Source organism: Pseudomonas sp. GW821-FHT01E05 (genome assembly GCF_059422425.1).
Window position 1 is genome coordinate 1 of sequence record NZ_JBWKWW010000001.1, and the last position, 17549, is coordinate 17549.

Sequence of the window (17549 nt, forward strand, 5' to 3'; positions counted from 1 at the left end):
CAACACCTCTTTTACACCGCTTTCGACCGAGTGGATCGAACCGTTATTAGAGCAAAACCTCACTGCCCCAGTAACTCTTTCCGGCTTCGCTGAACTGAAGCTCAAGCGCTGTCGAAAACCGCGTAACTCTTTGTTTACCAAAGAGTTTTCCGTTTCGACTGCGCCGGAAGTGGGGCGAATTATAGGCTTCCAGATTCTGCCGTCAAGGGTTAATTCAAATTATCTATCAACAAAGCTGAAAAGGACCAAAAGAGCCCGTTTTTAACCCTTCTATATAGTAGAGCCGTCAGCACCTATATATAGAAGGGGACATTCACAGCACTCCAGCCTCTTTCAACACAGCAACGGCTGATACCTCCAGACCCAGCACCCGTTGCAACACCTGTAAGGTGTGCTCACCTAATAGAGGCGGGGCATGGCGGTATTCAACCGGCGTCTCAGAAAGACGGATTGGGCTAGCCACCTGTGGAACCAGTCCAGCCAAGGCATGGGGTAGTTCAATTGCCAGCCCACGAGCCTTAACCTGAGGATCGGCGAACACCTGAGCCAGATCGTTGATCGGCCCACAAGGCACACCGGCTTGCTCCAGTTGCGCCACCCATTGAGCCGTAGTCTTGAACACCGTTGCTTGACGGATCAGCGGAATCAAGACCGCCCGATTAGCCACCCGCAGCTTGTTCGTGGCAAACCGCGGATCGTCCGCCCATTGTGGCTGTCCGGCCACTTCAGCAAACTTGCGAAACTGCCCGTCATTCCCAACGGTAAGAATGAAGTCACCATCTGCGGTCGGGAAGTCCTGGTATGGCACGATGTTCGGATGAGCGTTCCCTAACCGCTTGGGCGCAACCCCTGTGGTCAGGTAGTTCATCGCCTGGTTGGCCAGACAGGCCACCTGAACATCCAGCAGCGCCATGTCGATATGCTGGCCGCCACCTTCATGATCCCGATGAGCCAGCGCTGCCAGAATTGCGACCGTCGAGTAGAGCCCGGTCAGAATATCCGTCAGTGCTACTCCGACTTTCACCGGCCCGGCACCTTCACTTCCTTCAGGTCGGCCAGTCAGACTCATCAAGCCGCCCAAGCCCTGAATCATGAAGTCATAACCGGCACGCTTGGCATAAGGCCCCGTTTGACCAAAGCCTGTGATCGAGCAATAGATCAGATCAGGGTTAAGCGCCTTGAGCGACTCATAGTCCAGACCATAAGCCGCCAGACCACCGACCTTGAAGTTTTCGATCAAAATGTCGGACTTGGCCGCCAGCTCACGCACCAGCTGCTGGCCTTCCGGACGCGTGAAGTCGATGGTGACCGATTGCTTGTTGCGATTGGCCGATAAGTAATAGGCCGCTTCGCTGGTGTTCTCGCCATAGGCGTCTTTCAGGAAGGGCGGCCCCCAGGCGCGCGTGTCGTCGCCATTACCCGGGCGCTCGACCTTGATCACCTCAGCCCCGAGATCCGCAAGGATCTGCCCGGCCCAAGGACCGGCCAGCACTCGCGACAAGTCCAATACCCGCAGATGCGAAAGCGCGCCCATGGTCGTTCTCCTATTAATAGAACGCCTGGATACCGGTCTGCGCACGACCAAGGATCAGCGCATGTACGTCATGAGTACCCTCATAGGTATTCACCACTTCCAGATTGACCAGGTGACGGGCAACACCGAATTCATCGGAGATACCGTTGCCGCCCAACATGTCACGAGCCATACGAGCAATATCCAGGGACTTGCCGCAAGAATTGCGCTTCATCATGGACGTGATCTCGACAGCTGCAGTGCCTTCGTCCTTCATACGGCCCAGGCGCAAGCAACCTTGCAAGGCGAGGGTGATCTCAGTCTGCATGTCGGCCAGTTTCTTCTGGATCAACTGAGTAGCCGCCAGCGGCCGGCCAAACTGTTGACGATCCAGTGTGTACTGGCGAGCGGTGTGCCAGCAGAACTCAGCAGCGCCCAGCGCCCCCCAGGAAATGCCATAACGGGCCGAGTTAAGACAGGTAAAAGGACCCTTCAAACCACGAACGTCAGGGAAAATGTTCTCTTCTGGCACAAACACGTTGTCCATGACGATTTCGCCGGTAATGGAGGCGCGCAGACCTACCTTGCCGTGAATCGCTGGAGCACTCAGGCCCTTCCAGCCTTTTTCCAGTACGAAGCCGCGGATGTCTCCCGCATCGTCCTTACCCCAGACCACGAAAACATCAGCGATCGGGCTGTTGGTGATCCACATCTTGCTGCCAGTCAGGCTGTAGCCGCCTTCCACTTTGCGCGCACGAGTGATCATCGCGCCAGGATCGGAACCATGGTCAGGTTCAGTCAGACCGAAACAACCGATCCATTCACCAGAGGCAAGCTTGGGCAGGTATTTCTGCTTCTGTGCTTCAGTGCCGAACTCATTGATTGGCACCATTACCAGAGAAGACTGCACGCTCATCATCGAACGATATCCGGAGTCGACTCGCTCGACTTCACGGGCAATAAGTCCGTAGCTGACATAGTTCAGGCCGCTGCCACCGTATTGCTCTGGAATGGTGGCACCCAGCAGGCCGATTTCACCCATCTCGCGGAAAATCGCCGGGTCGGTCTTTTCATGGCGGAAAGCTTCGAGAACCCGCGGAGCCAGCTTGTCGCGAGCAAATTGCTCAGCGCTGTCGCGCACCATGCGCTCTTCTTCAGTGAGCTGTTGATCCAGCAGCAGGGGATCGATCCAGTTAAAGCTAGCTTTACCGCCCATGAGTGAGTCCTCGCGAAGTAGGTCAAATATCGTGGACTGATCCTAGGCCTGGCTCGCGGATACAGCAAACGAGGATTTTGCATACTGTTGTGCTAATTTCTCACTCCGTGATAGCGCTAAACTACTTACTGGCGCTTTATTAGTGAGATTGCCGTACATGCGCAGAAAAATCCCCAGTACAGCTGCACTGATCAGCTTTGAAGCAGCAGCTCGGCACGAAAGCTTTACCAAGGCTGCGCAAGAGCTCTCCCTTACACAGGGAGCCATTTGTCGGCAGATCGCCAGCCTGGAGGAATTTTTGAGCGTCGAATTGTTTCGACGCTCACGCCGGGGAGTGAAGCTGACCGAAGCAGGGCTGTCTTATAGTCGCCGGGTCGCGACACAGCTGGATGCCGTCGAGCGCGATACGCTCTCGGTGATGGGACAGCAGGGCGCCAACGTCATCGAGCTGGCCGTAGTCCCCACCTTTGGCACTCAATGGCTGCTACCGCGGCTCAAGGACTTCCAGCAGCAACACCCCGAAGTTACGGTCAACCTTACCAACCGTACCCGGCCTTTCCTGTTCGCCGACACTGACTTTGATGCGGCGATTTATTTTGGCGATGCCGATTGGTCAGGCACCGAGTCCCATCGACTGATGGGCGAAACCCCCATGCCGGTTTGCAGCCCGCGACTTCTGGGCATTCGAAGCCAATTGAGCGCTGAAGAGATCGCCGAACTGCCTCTGCTGCAACAAACCACCCGGCCTTATGCCTGGCGTCAGTGGTTCAGCTCACAGAACCTGAATGTCCCTCGAGACATGACAGGACCGCGTTACGAGCTATTCTCCATGCTTGCCCAGGCCGCCATGCATGACATGGGCATCGCATTGATTCCACCATTCCTTATTCAGCGGGAGTTAACAGAGAAGCGGCTGGTGATCGCCAATCCCCAGGCGCTGTCCAGCATCAAGGCGTATTACCTGATGATTCCTGACCGAAAGGTCGAATCGGCATCCTTACGGGCATTCAGGGATTGGCTGGTAAGGCAGGCGCAGAGCTACAGCTTAGAAGAATAGGGGCTTCAAGGCTTTAATTGACTCGGTAGTCAGTAAATGTAAATTACTACAGATATAACTATATGTCGCATTTTAGAAAACTGTACCGGAAGGAGGGACAATCGTCCCATAAGCGCCTAAAGACGTGGCTTGCGGCATCTATTTTGAAGCAATGCGGCTTCATTCACAGCGTCGATGTATAAATTCTTGAAATCCAGCAAAAACCTATACAAGGCACGGCTTACAAGGGATCAAGCGCTACTGTTGCGACATTCGGTCACAGGGTGACTTGTAGTTAATTTTCCGTCACCCGTCATAATCCCTTGAAGGGCACAAAGTTCGCCTGCAAAATGCCGCGCCCCGCCTTGATTACACGGGGTCGTGCTGATCGGCCGCCCCAGCAGCACCATCCGGAGTGCGCTGGCCTTCTTATAAAGATCAAATGCAATAAGATCATGCAGGAGATTTGACGTGCACATTGGTGTTCCTCTCGAAACCCAGACGGGTGAAACGCGGGTTGCTGCAACCCCTGAAACCATCAAGAAGCTGATCGGCCAGGGTCATAAAGTCACTGTGCAAAGCGGCGCCGGCATTAACGCCAGCGTTGTCGACAGTGCCTATGAAGCAGTAGGCGCAAGCATTGGCAGCGCCAACGAGGCGTTCGGTGCGGAGCTGATTCTTAAAGTGGTCGCGCCCAGCGACAGCGAACTGGCCCTGATCAAACGCGGCACCGTGCTGGTGGGTATGCTCAATCCGTTCAGCAATGAAACCATTGCCAAGCTGGCTGAGTGCGGTATCACGGCCTTCGCGCTGGAAGCCGCTCCGCGCACCTCCCGCGCACAAAGCCTTGATGTACTGTCCTCCCAGGCCAACATTGCCGGCTATAAAGCCGTGTTGGTGGCCGCTTATCACTATCCACGCTTCATGCCGATGCTGATGACCGCCGCAGGCACGGTGAAAGCCGCGCGGGTGCTGATCCTCGGCGCAGGCGTTGCCGGTTTGCAGGCGATTGCTACCGCCAAGCGTCTGGGTGCAGTGATCGAAGCCTCGGACGTGCGTCCGGCGGTGAAGGAACAGATCGAGTCCCTGGGTGCCAAGTTCGTCGACGTGCCTTACGAGACCGATGAGGAACGCGAATGCGCCGTGGGTGTCGGCGGTTATGCGCGGCCAATGCCGGCCAGCTGGATGCAGCGTCAAGCGCTGGCGGTACACGAGCGCGCCAAGCAGGCCGACATTGTCATTACCACCGCGCTGATCCCGGGTCGCAAGGCACCGGTATTGTTGAGCGCGGAAACCGTCGCGCAAATGAAGCCCGGCTCGGTGGTCATCGACCTCGCGGCAGCTCAAGGCGGCAACTGCCCGCTGACGGTAGCCGATCAGGTGATCGTCGCTCACGGCGTGACCATCGTCGGCCATACCAACCTGGCGGCGCAGGTCGCTGCAGATGCCTCGGCGCTGTATGCCCGCAATCTGCTGGACTTCCTGAAGCTGGTCTTCACTCCAGAAGGCCAATTCCAGCTCAACCTCGAAGACGACATCGTCGCCGCGTGCCTGATGTGCCGCGACGGCCAAGTCATCCGCAAAAACGCCTAAGCAGGGATTCAGACGATGGAAGAGCTTATCTCCCCCGGTATCTACAACCTGATCATCTTCGTGCTGGCGATTTATGTCGGTTATCACGTGGTCTGGAACGTTACACCTGCACTGCACACGCCATTGATGGCGGTGACCAACGCCATTTCGGCAATTGTCATCGTCGGCGCCATGCTCGCTGCTGCTTTGACCGTGACTCCGCTGGGTAAAACCATGGGCACCCTGGCTGTGGCTTTGGCCGCGGTGAATGTGTTCGGTGGCTTCCTGGTGACCCGCAGGATGCTTGAGATGTTCAAGAAGAAAGCGCCCAAAGCTGTGAAAGAAGAGGTGCAGAAGTAATGAGCATGAATCTTGTAACGACGCTCTATTTGATCGCGTCGATCTGCTTCATCCAGGCCCTGAAAGGCCTGTCACATCCGACCACTTCCCGACGCGGCAATGTGTACGGAATGCTCGGAATGGCCTTGGCGATTGTCACCACCATCGGCCTCTTCTATAAGCTTGGGGCCGAGCTGGCCACGGCCGGAATCGGTTACGTGATCGTCGGTCTGTTGGTCGGCGGCACGGCCGGTTCGATCATGGCCAAGCGCGTCGAGATGACCAAGATGCCGGAACTGGTCGCTTTCATGCACAGCATGATCGGCATGGCGGCGGTGTTCATCGCCATCGCTGCCGTCGTCGAACCGCAGTCTCTGGGTATCGTCAAGCAACTGGGTGATTCGATTCCGGCCGGTAACCGCCTGGAGCTGTTCCTTGGCGCGGCAATTGGTGCCATTACCTTCTCGGGTTCGGTGATCGCCTTCGGCAAGCTGTCGGGCAAGTACAAGTTTCGTCTATTCCAGGGCGCACCGGTACAGTTCGGCGGTCAGCATAAGTTGAACCTGATCTTGGGCCTGGCAACCTTGGGCCTGGGCATCACCTTTATGCTGACCGGTAACTTCGGTGCCTTCGCGCTGATGCTGGCTCTGGCCTTCGTGCTCGGCGTGCTGATCATCATCCCGATCGGCGGTGCCGACATGCCGGTCGTGGTGTCGATGCTCAACAGCTACTCCGGCTGGGCCGCGGCCGGGATCGGCTTCTCGCTGAACAACTCGATGCTGATCATCGCAGGTTCCCTGGTGGGCTCGTCCGGTGCGATCCTCTCGTACATCATGTGCAAGGCGATGAACCGTTCGTTCTTCAACGTACTGCTTGGCGGCTTCGGTAACAATGCAGATGCCGCTGGCCCGGCCGGCGCGAAAGAAGTTCGTCCGGTGAAATCCGGCTCGGCTGACGACGCGACCTTCCTGCTGACCAACGCCGACACCGTGATCATCGTTCCGGGTTATGGCCTGGCGGTCGCCCGGGCGCAACACGCGCTTAAAGAGCTGACCGAGAAACTGACCAATAATGGCGTAACTGTGAAGTATGCGATTCACCCGGTAGCGGGTCGTATGCCAGGTCACATGAACGTCCTGTTGGCTGAGGCCGAAGTGCCTTACGACCAGGTGTTCGAGATGGAAGACATCAACTCCGAGTTTGGCCAGGCCGATGTGGTGCTGGTACTCGGCGCCAACGATGTGGTCAACCCGGCAGCGAAGAACGATCCAAAATCGCCGATTGCCGGCATGCCGATTCTCGAAGCGTTCAAGGCCAAGACGATCATCGTTAACAAGCGCTCGATGGCCAGCGGTTATGCCGGTCTGGACAACGAACTGTTCTATCTGGACAAGACCATGATGGTTTTTGGCGACGCCAAGAAGGTCATCGAAGATATGGTCAAGGCTGTCGATTAAACCCTGCTTTCGCGCAATACCGAAAACCCCGGCCTGAAGCAGGCTGGGGTTTTTTATTGCCTGCTAAAAACCGACCAAAGGCTCTAAATCAAGGCCCTGCATTCGACCATGGTCGCGGGACGATTTTTTTTGAAATCACTAGACTGCGCATCTTGCTTCCGTTGCCCGAGATAACAATCCATGTACCGTGATCGTATCCGCTTGCCTTCGTTGTTGGATAAGGTAATGAGCGCTGCTGACGCTGCCGCTCTGATTCAGGACGGCATGACCGTCGGCATGAGCGGCTTCACCCGCGCCGGCGAAGCCAAGGCCGTACCCCACGCACTGGCCGAACGCGCCAGGTTCATGCCACTGAAAATCAGCCTGATGACCGGCGCCAGCCTGGGCAACGACCTCGACAAGCAGCTCACTGAAGCCGGTGTTCTGGCCCGCCGTATGCCGTTCCAAGTCGACAGCACACTGCGCAAGGCCATCAACGCAGGCGAGGTGATGTTCATCGACCAGCACCTGTCGGAAACCGTGGAGCAACTGCGCAACCAGCAACTCAAGCTGCCGGACATCGCAGTGATTGAAGCCGTGGCGATCACTGAGCAAGGCCACATCGTGCCGACCACCTCGGTAGGCAACTCGGCCAGCTTCGCGATCTTCGCCAAACACGTGATCGTCGAGATCAACCTGGCACACAATCCCAATCTGGAAGGTCTGCACGACATCTATATCCCGACCTACCGTCCGACCCGCACACCGATTCCGCTGGTCAAGGTTGATGACCGCATCGGCAGCACCGCCATCCCGATCGACCCGGCCAAGATTGTCGCCGTGGTGATTACCAATCAGTCCGACTCGCCCTCCACTGTACTGCCGCCGGATAGCGAAACCCAGGCCATTGCCGACCACCTGATCGACTTCTTCAAACAGGAGGTCGACGCCGGGCGCATGACTAACAAGCTCGGACCTCTGCAAGCCGGTATCGGCAGCATCGCCAACGCAGTGATGTGCGGGCTGATCGACTCGCCATTCGAAGACCTGACCATGTACTCCGAAGTCCTGCAGGACTCGACCTTCGACCTGATCGATGCCGGAAAACTGAGCTTCGCCTCGGGCAGCTCGATCACCCTGTCGAGCCGTCGCAATACTGATGTGTTCGGCAACCTTGAGCGCTACAAGGACAAACTGGTACTGCGTCCACAGGAAATCTCCAACCACCCCGAAGTAGTTCGTCGCCTGGGCATCATCGGCATCAACACCGCGCTGGAGTTCGACCTGTACGGCAACGTCAACTCCACGCACGTCTGTGGTACACGGATGATGAATGGCATCGGCGGCTCGGGCGACTTCGCGCGCAATGCGCACCTGGCGATCTTCGTCACCAAGTCGATTGCCAAAGGCGGCGCGATTTCCAGCGTGGTGCCAATGGTCAGCCACGTGGACCATACCGAGCATGACGTCGACATCCTCGTTACAGAGCAAGGCCTGGCCGACCTGCGGGGCCTGGCGCCGCGGGAGCGGGCGAGGGCGGTCATCGACAACTGCGTGCATCCGGCTTATCGCGAAGCATTGAACGACTACTTCAATGCGGCCTGCGCAGTGGGCGGGCACACTCCGCACATCCTGCGTGATGCACTGAGCTGGCACATCAACCTGGAGGAAACCGGGAAAATGCTCGCGGTGTAATTGATACAGTTGGCAGCTGACGCAAATGAAATTTCGTCAGCTGCTCATAGCCGCAGGAACACCCGCCTAAAACTGTACTGCTGTACCGGTCTTTTCCTACCGAAATCTCCTACCTTTCAGAGCTCAACACTCTAAAACGCACCATAATAGTGCCGACAGGTACAGTTGCCTCAATTATGAGCAGTACAGCACCTATAAACAGTTAACTGGCCCATCACAATACAGGTGAACTGTATCTAGAGAGACTTGCGCAAGAGGAGGATCATTGGCATCAGTTAAACCACTACCTAATCCCGCCATAAGCGGAAGGATGTCAACCATGGAACGTACACTCAGTTCCGACCTGTTCTTCGAAGACAATGCTGTAAACACCCAGGCTTCCATGCCTTTTCGCGTTATCGCCAACCTGATGCTGTGGCAGCGCCGCATCTCCAGCCGCCATCAACTGGCTCGCCTGGATTCGCGTCTGCTGGCTGACGCAGGGATTAGCGAAGCTCAACGCTACGAAGAGCTGAGCAAGCCGTTCTGGCGCTAAGTTAGCGTCGCTGGCTCTGGCCCTCCGGGCCCACCGCCAGCAACCCGAATTGCACAAACAAAACCCGTCGCAGGCAACTGCGACGGGTTTTGTCGTTTCAGAACCTGTAATCGAGCCTGTACAGAAGATCTGTTTCCTGACAGATACAGTTAATAAATAAGTTAAATTGAACCAGTACAATTTAACGTTGGTGTATCTGTATCCACCAACGCCCAGAGAACAAGATGGTGCCCCAGGGCCGGTACCTCGGCCTGCTCGCAAGGATTGCACCATGAATCGCCTACTGGATACATCGACACCCAACTCTCAACAGCGTTCGTTCGCCAGTGGCCTGGGTCGGCTGTTTACAGCACTGGCTCGGAGCATGGAAAGAACCCGCACCCGACACTTGCTGGCCCAGCTTAATGCTCAGCAACTGTCCGACCTGGGCATCAGTCACTCCGATCGGCTGGCTGAACTGGATAAACCATTCTGGCGCTAGCCGTACACAGCAGACGAAACGGGACTATTCGAACAGACACGGTGCGGCCTAATATCCGGCAAGAACGTGGCGAACACTGCAGAGCGTGCGTCTGATGCCCAAGGCACTACGCAACTCGCAGTGGCTGCCCGGTGTTTTGACCCGCTCCACTTTTATCTGTTTATTCACAGGAGTTACCCCCCCAATGTCCCGTTTTCGCCTGCTCAGCGCTGCAGCCCTGCTGGCCGTAGCCGCCAATGCGCATGCCTCCAGCCTGATCGTCACCACTGATGCCATTGTCGGCGCGCTCAAGGGCACATCCGACGCCTCGTCCGATGCCACTTCGTCATTGCGTGACCACAAGATCGTCCTCGCGGCCCGTGACGACGCTGCCAGCTTCGTCGCCAGCGAAGGCGCCATTCGCGGTGTGAAACTGGAAAGCGCTTTTGATTACATTCGCCATCAGGCGCCGCAGTTGAATGCGACCGACGCACAGCTGGCCCAGGCCATCCTGGCGATCTGACCGCAGGTCGGGAAGCGGGGCGCAAACGCTGCGTCCCAATCCTTCGGCGCTGGCTCTGGCCCAGGCATTACGCTAGCCTTGGCGCTCGTTTTCAGCTATCGAGCCTCATGCGCTTTCTCTCAGATCTGCTCATCGCCCTGGCATTTATCGCTGTCTGCTGGACAGGTTCGGTCCATGCCTTCGACCTCAGCACGCAAGGCCTTGTAGTCAGCGGCTACGCCACAAGCAAAGTGACGTCCGCGCCCTTCGACAATAAACTGATACTCGCCGCACAGGATGACGCCGCAGCCTTCATTGCCAGTGATGGCCAACTGCGAGGCGCGCAACTGGAATCCGCCCTGGTTTACCTCCATCAGACCCAACCAAAACTTCGTGCCAGTGACCTTGAACTGGCACAGGCAATTCTCGTCCAATAATTACCCATGCTTTTCGGAGTCGTTCCATGCGCAACCCGCTGATTGCTGCCACCCTTGGCCTGCTGCTGTTGGCCGACGCGGTCCAGGCGCACACCCTGGTAGCCACCAGTAACATGATTGTTCGCGCCTCCCGGCGCACAATCGATTTCACTTCCGATACCACCACGTCCATCCGTGACTCAAAAATCGTGCGTGAAGCCCACGACGATGCGGCCAGTTTCGTCGCCAGCAATGGTGATATCCGTGGCGCGCATCTGGAAGCCGCTTTCAACACCTTACGCACCCGCGTACCTGAAGCCCGCGATGCCAGCGATCAGGTACTCGCCGAAGCCATCCTCGCACTGTGAAGCCGCTCGCCGCCTGGATACTGGCCGGGGTTGTTTCGCTGCTGGCCAACACGGCCCAGGCCGACCTGCAATTACGGCTCAAGACCGATGGTCTGAGCCCTGCTGAGCAACACGCCAGCCAGGCACTGCTCGATGAAGCCGTACAGGCTCTGCCACCGCGTTTTACCGAACAACTGGACCGCCGCATCGATGTTGACTGGACCAACGACATGCCAGGCAACGCCTACGGCGAGGCGTCGCTGGTGGCCGAACTTGAGCTCAATCGCAACCTGCTGGCCGGTCTCACCGACGGCTCCGCCGCGACGAAAAAAACCAATCGCCCCCACGGCACCGTGCGCCAGGAAATGCTCGCCACGGTGTTGCACGAACTGACCCACATCTACGATCGCGCGCGTTTATGGCCGGACGCCGAACGCACGCTGATCCAGCGTTGCACACGGCAGAACAACAGCTCAGGACTGATTGGCATCCCGGACCAATGCCGTGGCCAGACGGCGCGGCGCTTTACCCTCAGTGATGACCCGCGCCTGCTGGATCTGGCCGGCTGGCCACAATACGTCGGGCGCCGTGGCGAACGCGAGCAGCACAACCGACAGATCGCCCGCAGCCCGGATATCTACGAGACAAGCAATCCGAAAGAGTTCGTTGCGGTCAACATGGAGTACTTCCTCCTTGACCCGAGCTACGCCTGTCGTCGTCCCGCGCTGTATCGCTACTACAAAGAACATTTCGGCTGGGCGCCCGCCGCCAGGGACACCTGCGCCAAGTCTTTCGCGTTCCTCAACGCCGGCAATGACTTCGCCAAACAACCGCTAGGGCAGGTCGATCCGGAGCGGGTGTATGCCGTCGACTATCTACTGGCCGAAGCCAACCAGAACTGGGTCAGCCGCTGGGGTCATAGCATGTTGCGGCTGGTGATCTGCGCGCCTGGCCGTCCTCGTGGGCCAGACTGCCGACTGGATCTGGACCAGCATCTGGTGCTGTCCTATCGCGCCTTTGTTGGCGACGTACAATTGTCGAGTTGGGATGGTCTGGTCGGAAAGTATCCGTCTCGACTATTCGTGTTGCCGCTGGCGCAAGTCATCGACGAATACACCAAGACGGAACTGCGTAGCCTGGCCTCGGTGCCTCTCAACCTGTCGCGTAGCGAGATCGAAGACGTGGTCGAGCATGCGGCCGAGATGCACTGGAGCTACGACGGTAACTATTTCTTCCTGTCCAACAACTGCGCGGTCGAAAGCCTCAAGTTGCTACGCAGCGGCAGCAACAACCCACAGCTGACCGGCCTGGACAGCATCATGCCCAACGGTTTGCTGGAAGTGCTCAAGGGCCGTGGTCTGGCGGACACCAGTGTGCTGGACAACCCGCGCGAGGCCTTGCGTCTGGGCTATCGCTTCGACTCGTTCCGTGACCGCTATCAGACAATGTTCGAGGTGTTGAAGAAGCATCTGCCGATCAAGCAGAACAGCGTCGAAGACTGGTTATCGCTGAGCGCAACAGAACGTCGCCAATGGTTCGATCAGGCCGACCTGCGCACCAGTGCTGCCTTGCTGCTGCTGGAGCAGGCGAGTTTCCGTCAGCAATTACTGCTGGCTCAGAATGAAGTCAAACAGCGTTACCTCGGTGCGCGCGAGCTGAAAAATGGCGGCATGGATAAAGCCAGCGGCACTTTGCAGCAGATCCTGGCTAACAGCGGCTTCCTCAGCCGACCGGCCGAACTGCTAGGCAGTAGCGGTTATGGCTTGCCTCAGGCCAGTGAGTGGAAGCGGCTGGAATCGGAGAGCAGCCTGCGTCAGAAGCAGCTGCAAGCCTTGACCGGCGATCTTGATAAAGAAGTCCGAGCCTTGCTCGAGCCAGGCCGCGCGGCGGAGATTGCGGCGAATGAGGCCAATCTCAAGCAGGTAGGCGAGCATTTGCGGGCGTTGCACAAGGCAGCTGGCGGGCTGGAGCTGCCTTAACCCTGTAACAACTGGCGAAGCCTGCGTTCGGCCGCGAAGCGGTCGTAAATCCTGCCTCCACGGTTAACCTGAAAAACCGCGGTGCCTGATTTTACGACCGCTTCGCGGCCGAACGCAGCCTGGCGGCAGCTGCTACAAGTCCTGGATACGTCCGACATACAACTCGTCAGTCATTTCATCAGCGAAAGCTGGCTGAAAGCTTCCACGATTAGGATCGCCCTCACTGCCGGCACCAGACCGGTTGGCCAAAGCGAGCGTTTCGACCTCATGCGGCCCAATTAACAACAACAATGGTGATTCTGATGTTTGCTGCGACCCGCCTGCTTGCCCCAACTCCCCCCGTACGCCTCGTGCTTTCCGTTCTGCGCTGACCCCAATCGGTTCGCCATTCCCTAGCCGCGCTACGCCTGGAGTATTCCTATGCTGACTTTCCTTGGCTTTGCCATGGTCATCACGTTCATGTTCCTGATCATGACCAAGCGCCTGTCGGCGCTGATCGCGTTGATCATCGTTCCGATCCTGTTCGCCTTATTCGGTGGTTTTGCACCGAAAATCGGCCCGATGATGCTCGAAGGCATCACCAAACTAGCCCCGACCGGGGTGATGCTGATGTTCGCCATTCTCTATTTTGCCTTGATGATCGACTCCGGACTGTTCGACCCGGCGGTGCGCAAGATCCTCAAACTGGTCAAGGGCGATCCGCTGAAAGTCTCGGTCGGTACCGCGGTACTGGCACTGATCGTGTCCATGGACGGTGATGGCGCCACAACCTATATGATTTGCGTGGCCGCCATGCTGCCGCTCTACAGCCGCATCGGCATGAGCCCGCGGATCATGGCCGGTTTGATCATCCTCGCCGGCGGCGTGATGAATATGACGCCGTGGGGCGGCCCGACTGCTCGCGCAGCCAGCGCCCTGCATGTCGACCCGTCGGACATCTTCGTTCCAATGATCCCGGCGATGCTCGCCGGTGTCGTGGCGATCCTGGTCATTGCCTACATGTACGGCAAACGCGAACGTGCGCGTCTGGGTGAGTTGCACCTGCATGGTGACGAAATCGACCACAGCGAAATCAGCGTTTCGCAGTTCCCGGATGCCCGTCGTCCGAAACTGATCTGGTTCAACGGCGCACTGACTCTGGCGCTGATGTGCACACTGGTCGCCGGTCTGCTGCCATTGCCGGTGTTGTTCATGGTCGCCTTCAGTATCGCCATGATCGTCAACTACCCATGCCTGCAGCAACAGAAGGACCGCGTCGCGGCCCACGCCGGTAGCGTACTGGCAGTGGTCGGGCTGATTTTTGCCGCGGGTATCTTCACGGGCATACTGTCCGGCACCGGCATGGTCGACGCGATGTCGAAAAGCTTGCTGTCGGTGATCCCGGACGCACTCGGCCCGTACCTCGCCATGATCACTGCGCTGGTGAGCATGCCGTTCACCTTCTTCATGTCCAACGATGCTTTTTATTACGGCGTATTACCGGTTCTCGCCGAAGCCGCCAGCCACTACGGCATCACGGCTGTGGAGATGGCTCGTGCTTCGATCGTCGGTCAACCCGTCCACTTGCTGAGCCCGCTGGTGCCGTCGACCTATCTGCTGGTGGCGCTGGCCGGAATCGAATTCGGTGATCACCAGCGCTTCACCCTCAAGTGGGCAGTGCTGGTATGCCTATGCATAATGTTCGCTGCTTTGCTGATGGGGATTTTTCCGCTGTTCAGCACTCTATAGGCCCAAGACTCACCGCGCCGGGCCTGAACTTCGATTCTCGAAGCATGGCCCGGCGCGGTTTAACACTCGCTCAAAGGAATACACATGGAATGGCTGACCAACCCGGAAATCTGGGTTGCCTTCTTTACGCTGACCGCCCTGGAAATCGTCCTGGGCATCGACAACATCATCATGATCTCGATCCTGGTCAGCCGCATGCCCAAGCACATGCAGGCGCGCACGCGGATTTTCGGATTGGCGCTGGCCATGGTCACGCGGATTCTGTTGTTACTGTCGATCACTTGGGTTATGCGTCTCACGGCTGATCTGTTCGTGGTATTCGGCCAGGGTATTTCCGGTCGCGACCTGATCCTGTTCTTCGGTGGCCTGTTCCTGCTCTGGAAAAGCTCCCAGGAGATGTACCACGCGCTGGAGGGCGAAGATGAAACCGACGGCGAGCCGACAGGCAAGGGCGGTAATTTCTTTTACACCATCATCCAGATCGCGATCATCGACATCGTCTTCTCCCTGGACTCAGTGATCACCGCAGTCGGCATGGTTTCCCATGTGCCGGTCATGATCGCTGCAATTATCGTCGCGGTACTGGTGATGATGATGGCTTCCGGCACCATCAGCGAATTCATCGACAAGCACCCGTCGCTGAAAATGCTCGCGCTGTCGTTCCTTCTGGTGGTCGGCACGGTCCTGATTGCCGAGGCCTTCGATGTGCATGTACCAAAAGGCTACGTCTACTTCTCCATGGCGTTCTCGCTGGCGGTGGAAGCGATCAACATCAAGATGCGTACTGCCATCGCGAAAAAGCGCAAACAACAAGATCCCGTGAAACTACGCAAGGACATTCCGGGTCAATAACCTGAGAGCGCGCAGTTAAGGAAGGGGCTTTCGAGCCCCTTTTTTGCGCCTGCACGCTGTCACAAAAGAAGCTGAATTAATGACAGTTTTGTTTCAATCGACTCTTTAGCTATGCGATGCTGGCGCCCAACACCTTAGCCAGCTACAGCTTAAGTACAGAACGTAAGACGTCGCGCGGCACCGTCGACTTGCCCCTTTGGGGCGCTATTCACCACAGGGGCCCCAGCATGCTGACCCTGCTCAATTTACTATCCGCCGTGACCTTATTGATTTGGGGCACGCACATCGTCCGAACCGGCATCCTGCGGGTCTACGGCTCGAATCTGCGCCACGTGATCAGCCAGAATATGTCCAGGCGCCCGCTGGCCTTTGTCGCCGGAATTCTGGTAACCGCCATGGTCCAGAGCAGCAACGCCACGGCCATGCTGGTCACCTCGTTCGTTAGCCAGGGCTTGATGGCGCTGACACCTGCGCTGGCGACCATGCTGGGCGCCGACGTTGGTACAGCGTTAATGGCGCGGGTACTGACCCTCGACCTGTCCTGGCTGTCGCCGCTGTTGATTTTTCTTGGGGTGATTTTCTTTCTGTCGCGTAAACAGACCCGCGTCGGACAATTGGGGCGGGTTGGCATCGGTCTGGGGTTGATCATTCTCGCCCTGCAACTGATCGTCGAAGCCGCTGTGCCCATCACCCATGCGCAAGGCGTGAAGGTAGTATTTGCCTCCCTGACCGGCGATATCCTGCTCGACGCCTTGGTCGGCGCGCTATTTGCGATGATCTCCTACTCCAGCCTTGCGGCGGTCCTGCTGACGGCGACCTTGGCCAGCGCGGGCGTGATCAGCCTGCCAGTGGCCATCGGCCTGGTGATCGGAGCGAACATTGGCAGTGGTGTGCTGGCCTTCCTCAGTACCAGCATGCAGAACGCCGCTGGCCGGCAAGTGGCACTGGGTAGCCTGCTGTACAAGCTGATCGGCCTGCTGTTGATCATCCCTGTACTCACTCCGCTAGTGAAGTGGATGGACGCTCTGCACTTCCGACCTCAAGGGCTGGTGATCGGTTTTCATCTGCTCTACAACTCCGTGCGCTGCCTGCTGTTGTTGCCCAGCGTCGGGCCGATGGCACGGATCTGTAGCTGGCTACTACCCCAGCGCTCGGAAGCAAACGGGCTGGCTCGACCCCGCCACCTGGACTCGACTGCCCTGGTCACACCGAGCCTGGCGCTGGCCAACGCGGCGCGGGAAACCCTGCGTATCGGCGACCTGATCGACAACATGCTTGAAGCGATGCTCGATGTGCTGCGCGGTAAACAAACCGCTGTCACCCTGGAAGTACGCCGTTTGAGCGACGACGTTGAGGTGCTTTACAGCGCGATCAAGCTGTATCTGGCGCAGATGCCCCGCGAGGACCTCGGCGAGCAGGACAGCCGCCGCTGGGCCGAAATCATCGAGCTGGCGATCAACCTGAAGCTCGCAGGGGATTTGATCGAGCGCATGCTGCGCAAGGTTCAACAGCAGAAGACCTCGCAACGCCGCTCCTTCTCCGATGTGGGCCTGGAAGAACTGGTGGACTTGCACAGCCAACTGATCGCCAACTTGCGCCTGGGCCTGTCGGTATTCCTCAGCGCCGACAAGGAAAGCGCACGGCAACTGCTGCGTGAAAAACGCCGCTTCCGCGCGCTGGAACGGCGTCTGGCCCATGCTCACGTCAGCCGTCTGCAACGCAAGATCGTGCAAAGCATCGAGACCAGTTCGCTGCATCTGGAGTTGATTGCAGACATGAAGCGTCTGAATTCGCTGTTCTGCAGCAGCGCCTATGCGGTGCTGGAGACCACCGACACCGGAGCGCTGGCGGTGGACGATGTTGCTGACATCACACATTCGCCTTGAACGTCTGGCTTTGGTAGAAGTCAGTTAAAACTGAAAG

General features: G+C 57.8%; 17 protein-coding genes. 15 read left to right on the top strand and 2 right to left on the bottom strand.

The features are described 5' to 3' along the window. On the top strand, positions 1-265 hold a 265-nt coding region (locus tag AC07W5_RS00005), incomplete at its 5' end, for a hypothetical protein (protein WP_495022575.1). 48 nt (positions 266-313) lie between these two features. Here the strand turns inward: AC07W5_RS00005 and AC07W5_RS00010 are convergent. Continuing rightward, the gene (locus AC07W5_RS00010; protein ID WP_495022576.1) at positions 314-1534 is read right to left on the bottom strand and encodes a CaiB/BaiF CoA transferase family protein; all 1221 of its coding nucleotides are present in this window, start codon (positions 1532-1534) and stop codon (positions 314-316) included. A gap of 13 nt (positions 1535-1547) precedes the next feature. Further along, on the bottom strand, positions 1548-2729 hold the full coding sequence (locus AC07W5_RS00015) for an acyl-CoA dehydrogenase (protein ID WP_494991168.1): 1182 nt from the start codon (positions 2727-2729) through the stop codon (positions 1548-1550). Between the two features lie 157 nt (positions 2730-2886). On the opposite strand from AC07W5_RS00015, the gene AC07W5_RS00020 reads away from it, so the two are divergent. The 14 genes from AC07W5_RS00020 (at position 2887) to AC07W5_RS00085 (ending at position 17512) form a co-directional block, all read left to right on the top strand. Next, positions 2887-3786, top strand: coding sequence for a LysR family transcriptional regulator (locus AC07W5_RS00020; protein ID WP_494991167.1), 900 nt, complete (start codon positions 2887-2889; stop codon positions 3784-3786). A gap of 450 nt (positions 3787-4236) precedes the next feature. Beyond that, positions 4237-5358, top strand: coding sequence for a Re/Si-specific NAD(P)(+) transhydrogenase subunit alpha (locus tag AC07W5_RS00025; protein ID WP_495010563.1), 1122 nt, complete (start codon positions 4237-4239; stop codon positions 5356-5358). A gap of 15 nt (positions 5359-5373) precedes the next feature. Beyond that, positions 5374-5697 (top strand): NAD(P) transhydrogenase subunit alpha part 2, encoded by a 324-nt coding sequence (locus tag AC07W5_RS00030; protein ID WP_005783507.1) that lies wholly within the window; start codon positions 5374-5376, stop codon positions 5695-5697. Then, positions 5697-7133, top strand: a complete 1437-nt coding sequence (locus tag AC07W5_RS00035) for an NAD(P)(+) transhydrogenase (Re/Si-specific) subunit beta (RefSeq protein WP_495022577.1) — start codon at positions 5697-5699, stop codon at positions 7131-7133. Before AC07W5_RS00030 ends, AC07W5_RS00035 begins: the two co-directional genes overlap by 1 nt. A 180-nt stretch (positions 7134-7313) precedes the next feature. After that, a complete protein-coding gene (gene scpC / locus AC07W5_RS00040) occupies positions 7314-8807 on the top strand; it encodes a succinyl-CoA:acetate CoA-transferase ScpC (RefSeq protein WP_494991164.1) in 1494 nt (497 codons plus the stop codon). A gap of 319 nt (positions 8808-9126) precedes the next feature. Next, the gene (locus AC07W5_RS00045; protein WP_494991163.1) at positions 9127-9342 is read left to right on the top strand and encodes a DUF1127 domain-containing protein; all 216 of its coding nucleotides are present in this window, start codon (positions 9127-9129) and stop codon (positions 9340-9342) included. Between the two features lie 271 nt (positions 9343-9613). Next, positions 9614-9823, top strand: coding sequence for a DUF1127 domain-containing protein (locus tag AC07W5_RS00050; protein WP_495022578.1), 210 nt, complete (start codon positions 9614-9616; stop codon positions 9821-9823). 184 nt (positions 9824-10007) lie between these two features. After that, entirely contained in the window at positions 10008-10325 is a 318-nt protein-coding gene (locus tag AC07W5_RS00055; RefSeq protein WP_494991161.1) for a DUF2388 domain-containing protein, read from the top strand. 107 nt (positions 10326-10432) lie between these two features. Continuing rightward, positions 10433-10741 carry a DUF2388 domain-containing protein gene (locus AC07W5_RS00060; protein ID WP_494991160.1) on the top strand — a complete coding sequence of 103 codons (309 nt, stop codon included), beginning with the start codon at positions 10433-10435 and terminating at the stop codon, positions 10739-10741. A gap of 26 nt (positions 10742-10767) precedes the next feature. Beyond that, a complete protein-coding gene (locus AC07W5_RS00065) occupies positions 10768-11088 on the top strand; it encodes a DUF2388 domain-containing protein (protein ID WP_494991159.1) in 321 nt (106 codons plus the stop codon). Further along, the gene (locus AC07W5_RS00070) at positions 11085-13046 is read left to right on the top strand and encodes a DUF7844 domain-containing protein (protein WP_494991158.1); all 1962 of its coding nucleotides are present in this window, start codon (positions 11085-11087) and stop codon (positions 13044-13046) included. The genes AC07W5_RS00065 and AC07W5_RS00070 overlap by 4 nt, the downstream gene beginning before the upstream one ends. 420 nt (positions 13047-13466) lie before the next feature. Then, positions 13467-14774 carry a CitMHS family transporter gene (locus tag AC07W5_RS00075; protein WP_494991157.1) on the top strand — a complete coding sequence of 436 codons (1308 nt, stop codon included), beginning with the start codon at positions 13467-13469 and terminating at the stop codon, positions 14772-14774. An 84-nt stretch (positions 14775-14858) separates the two neighbouring features. Further along, the gene (locus tag AC07W5_RS00080; RefSeq protein WP_494991156.1) at positions 14859-15626 is read left to right on the top strand and encodes a TerC family protein; all 768 of its coding nucleotides are present in this window, start codon (positions 14859-14861) and stop codon (positions 15624-15626) included. Between the two features lie 227 nt (positions 15627-15853). Further along, the gene (locus AC07W5_RS00085; protein ID WP_494991155.1) at positions 15854-17512 is read left to right on the top strand and encodes a Na/Pi cotransporter family protein; all 1659 of its coding nucleotides are present in this window, start codon (positions 15854-15856) and stop codon (positions 17510-17512) included. The last annotated feature ends 37 nt before the right edge of the window (positions 17513-17549 follow it).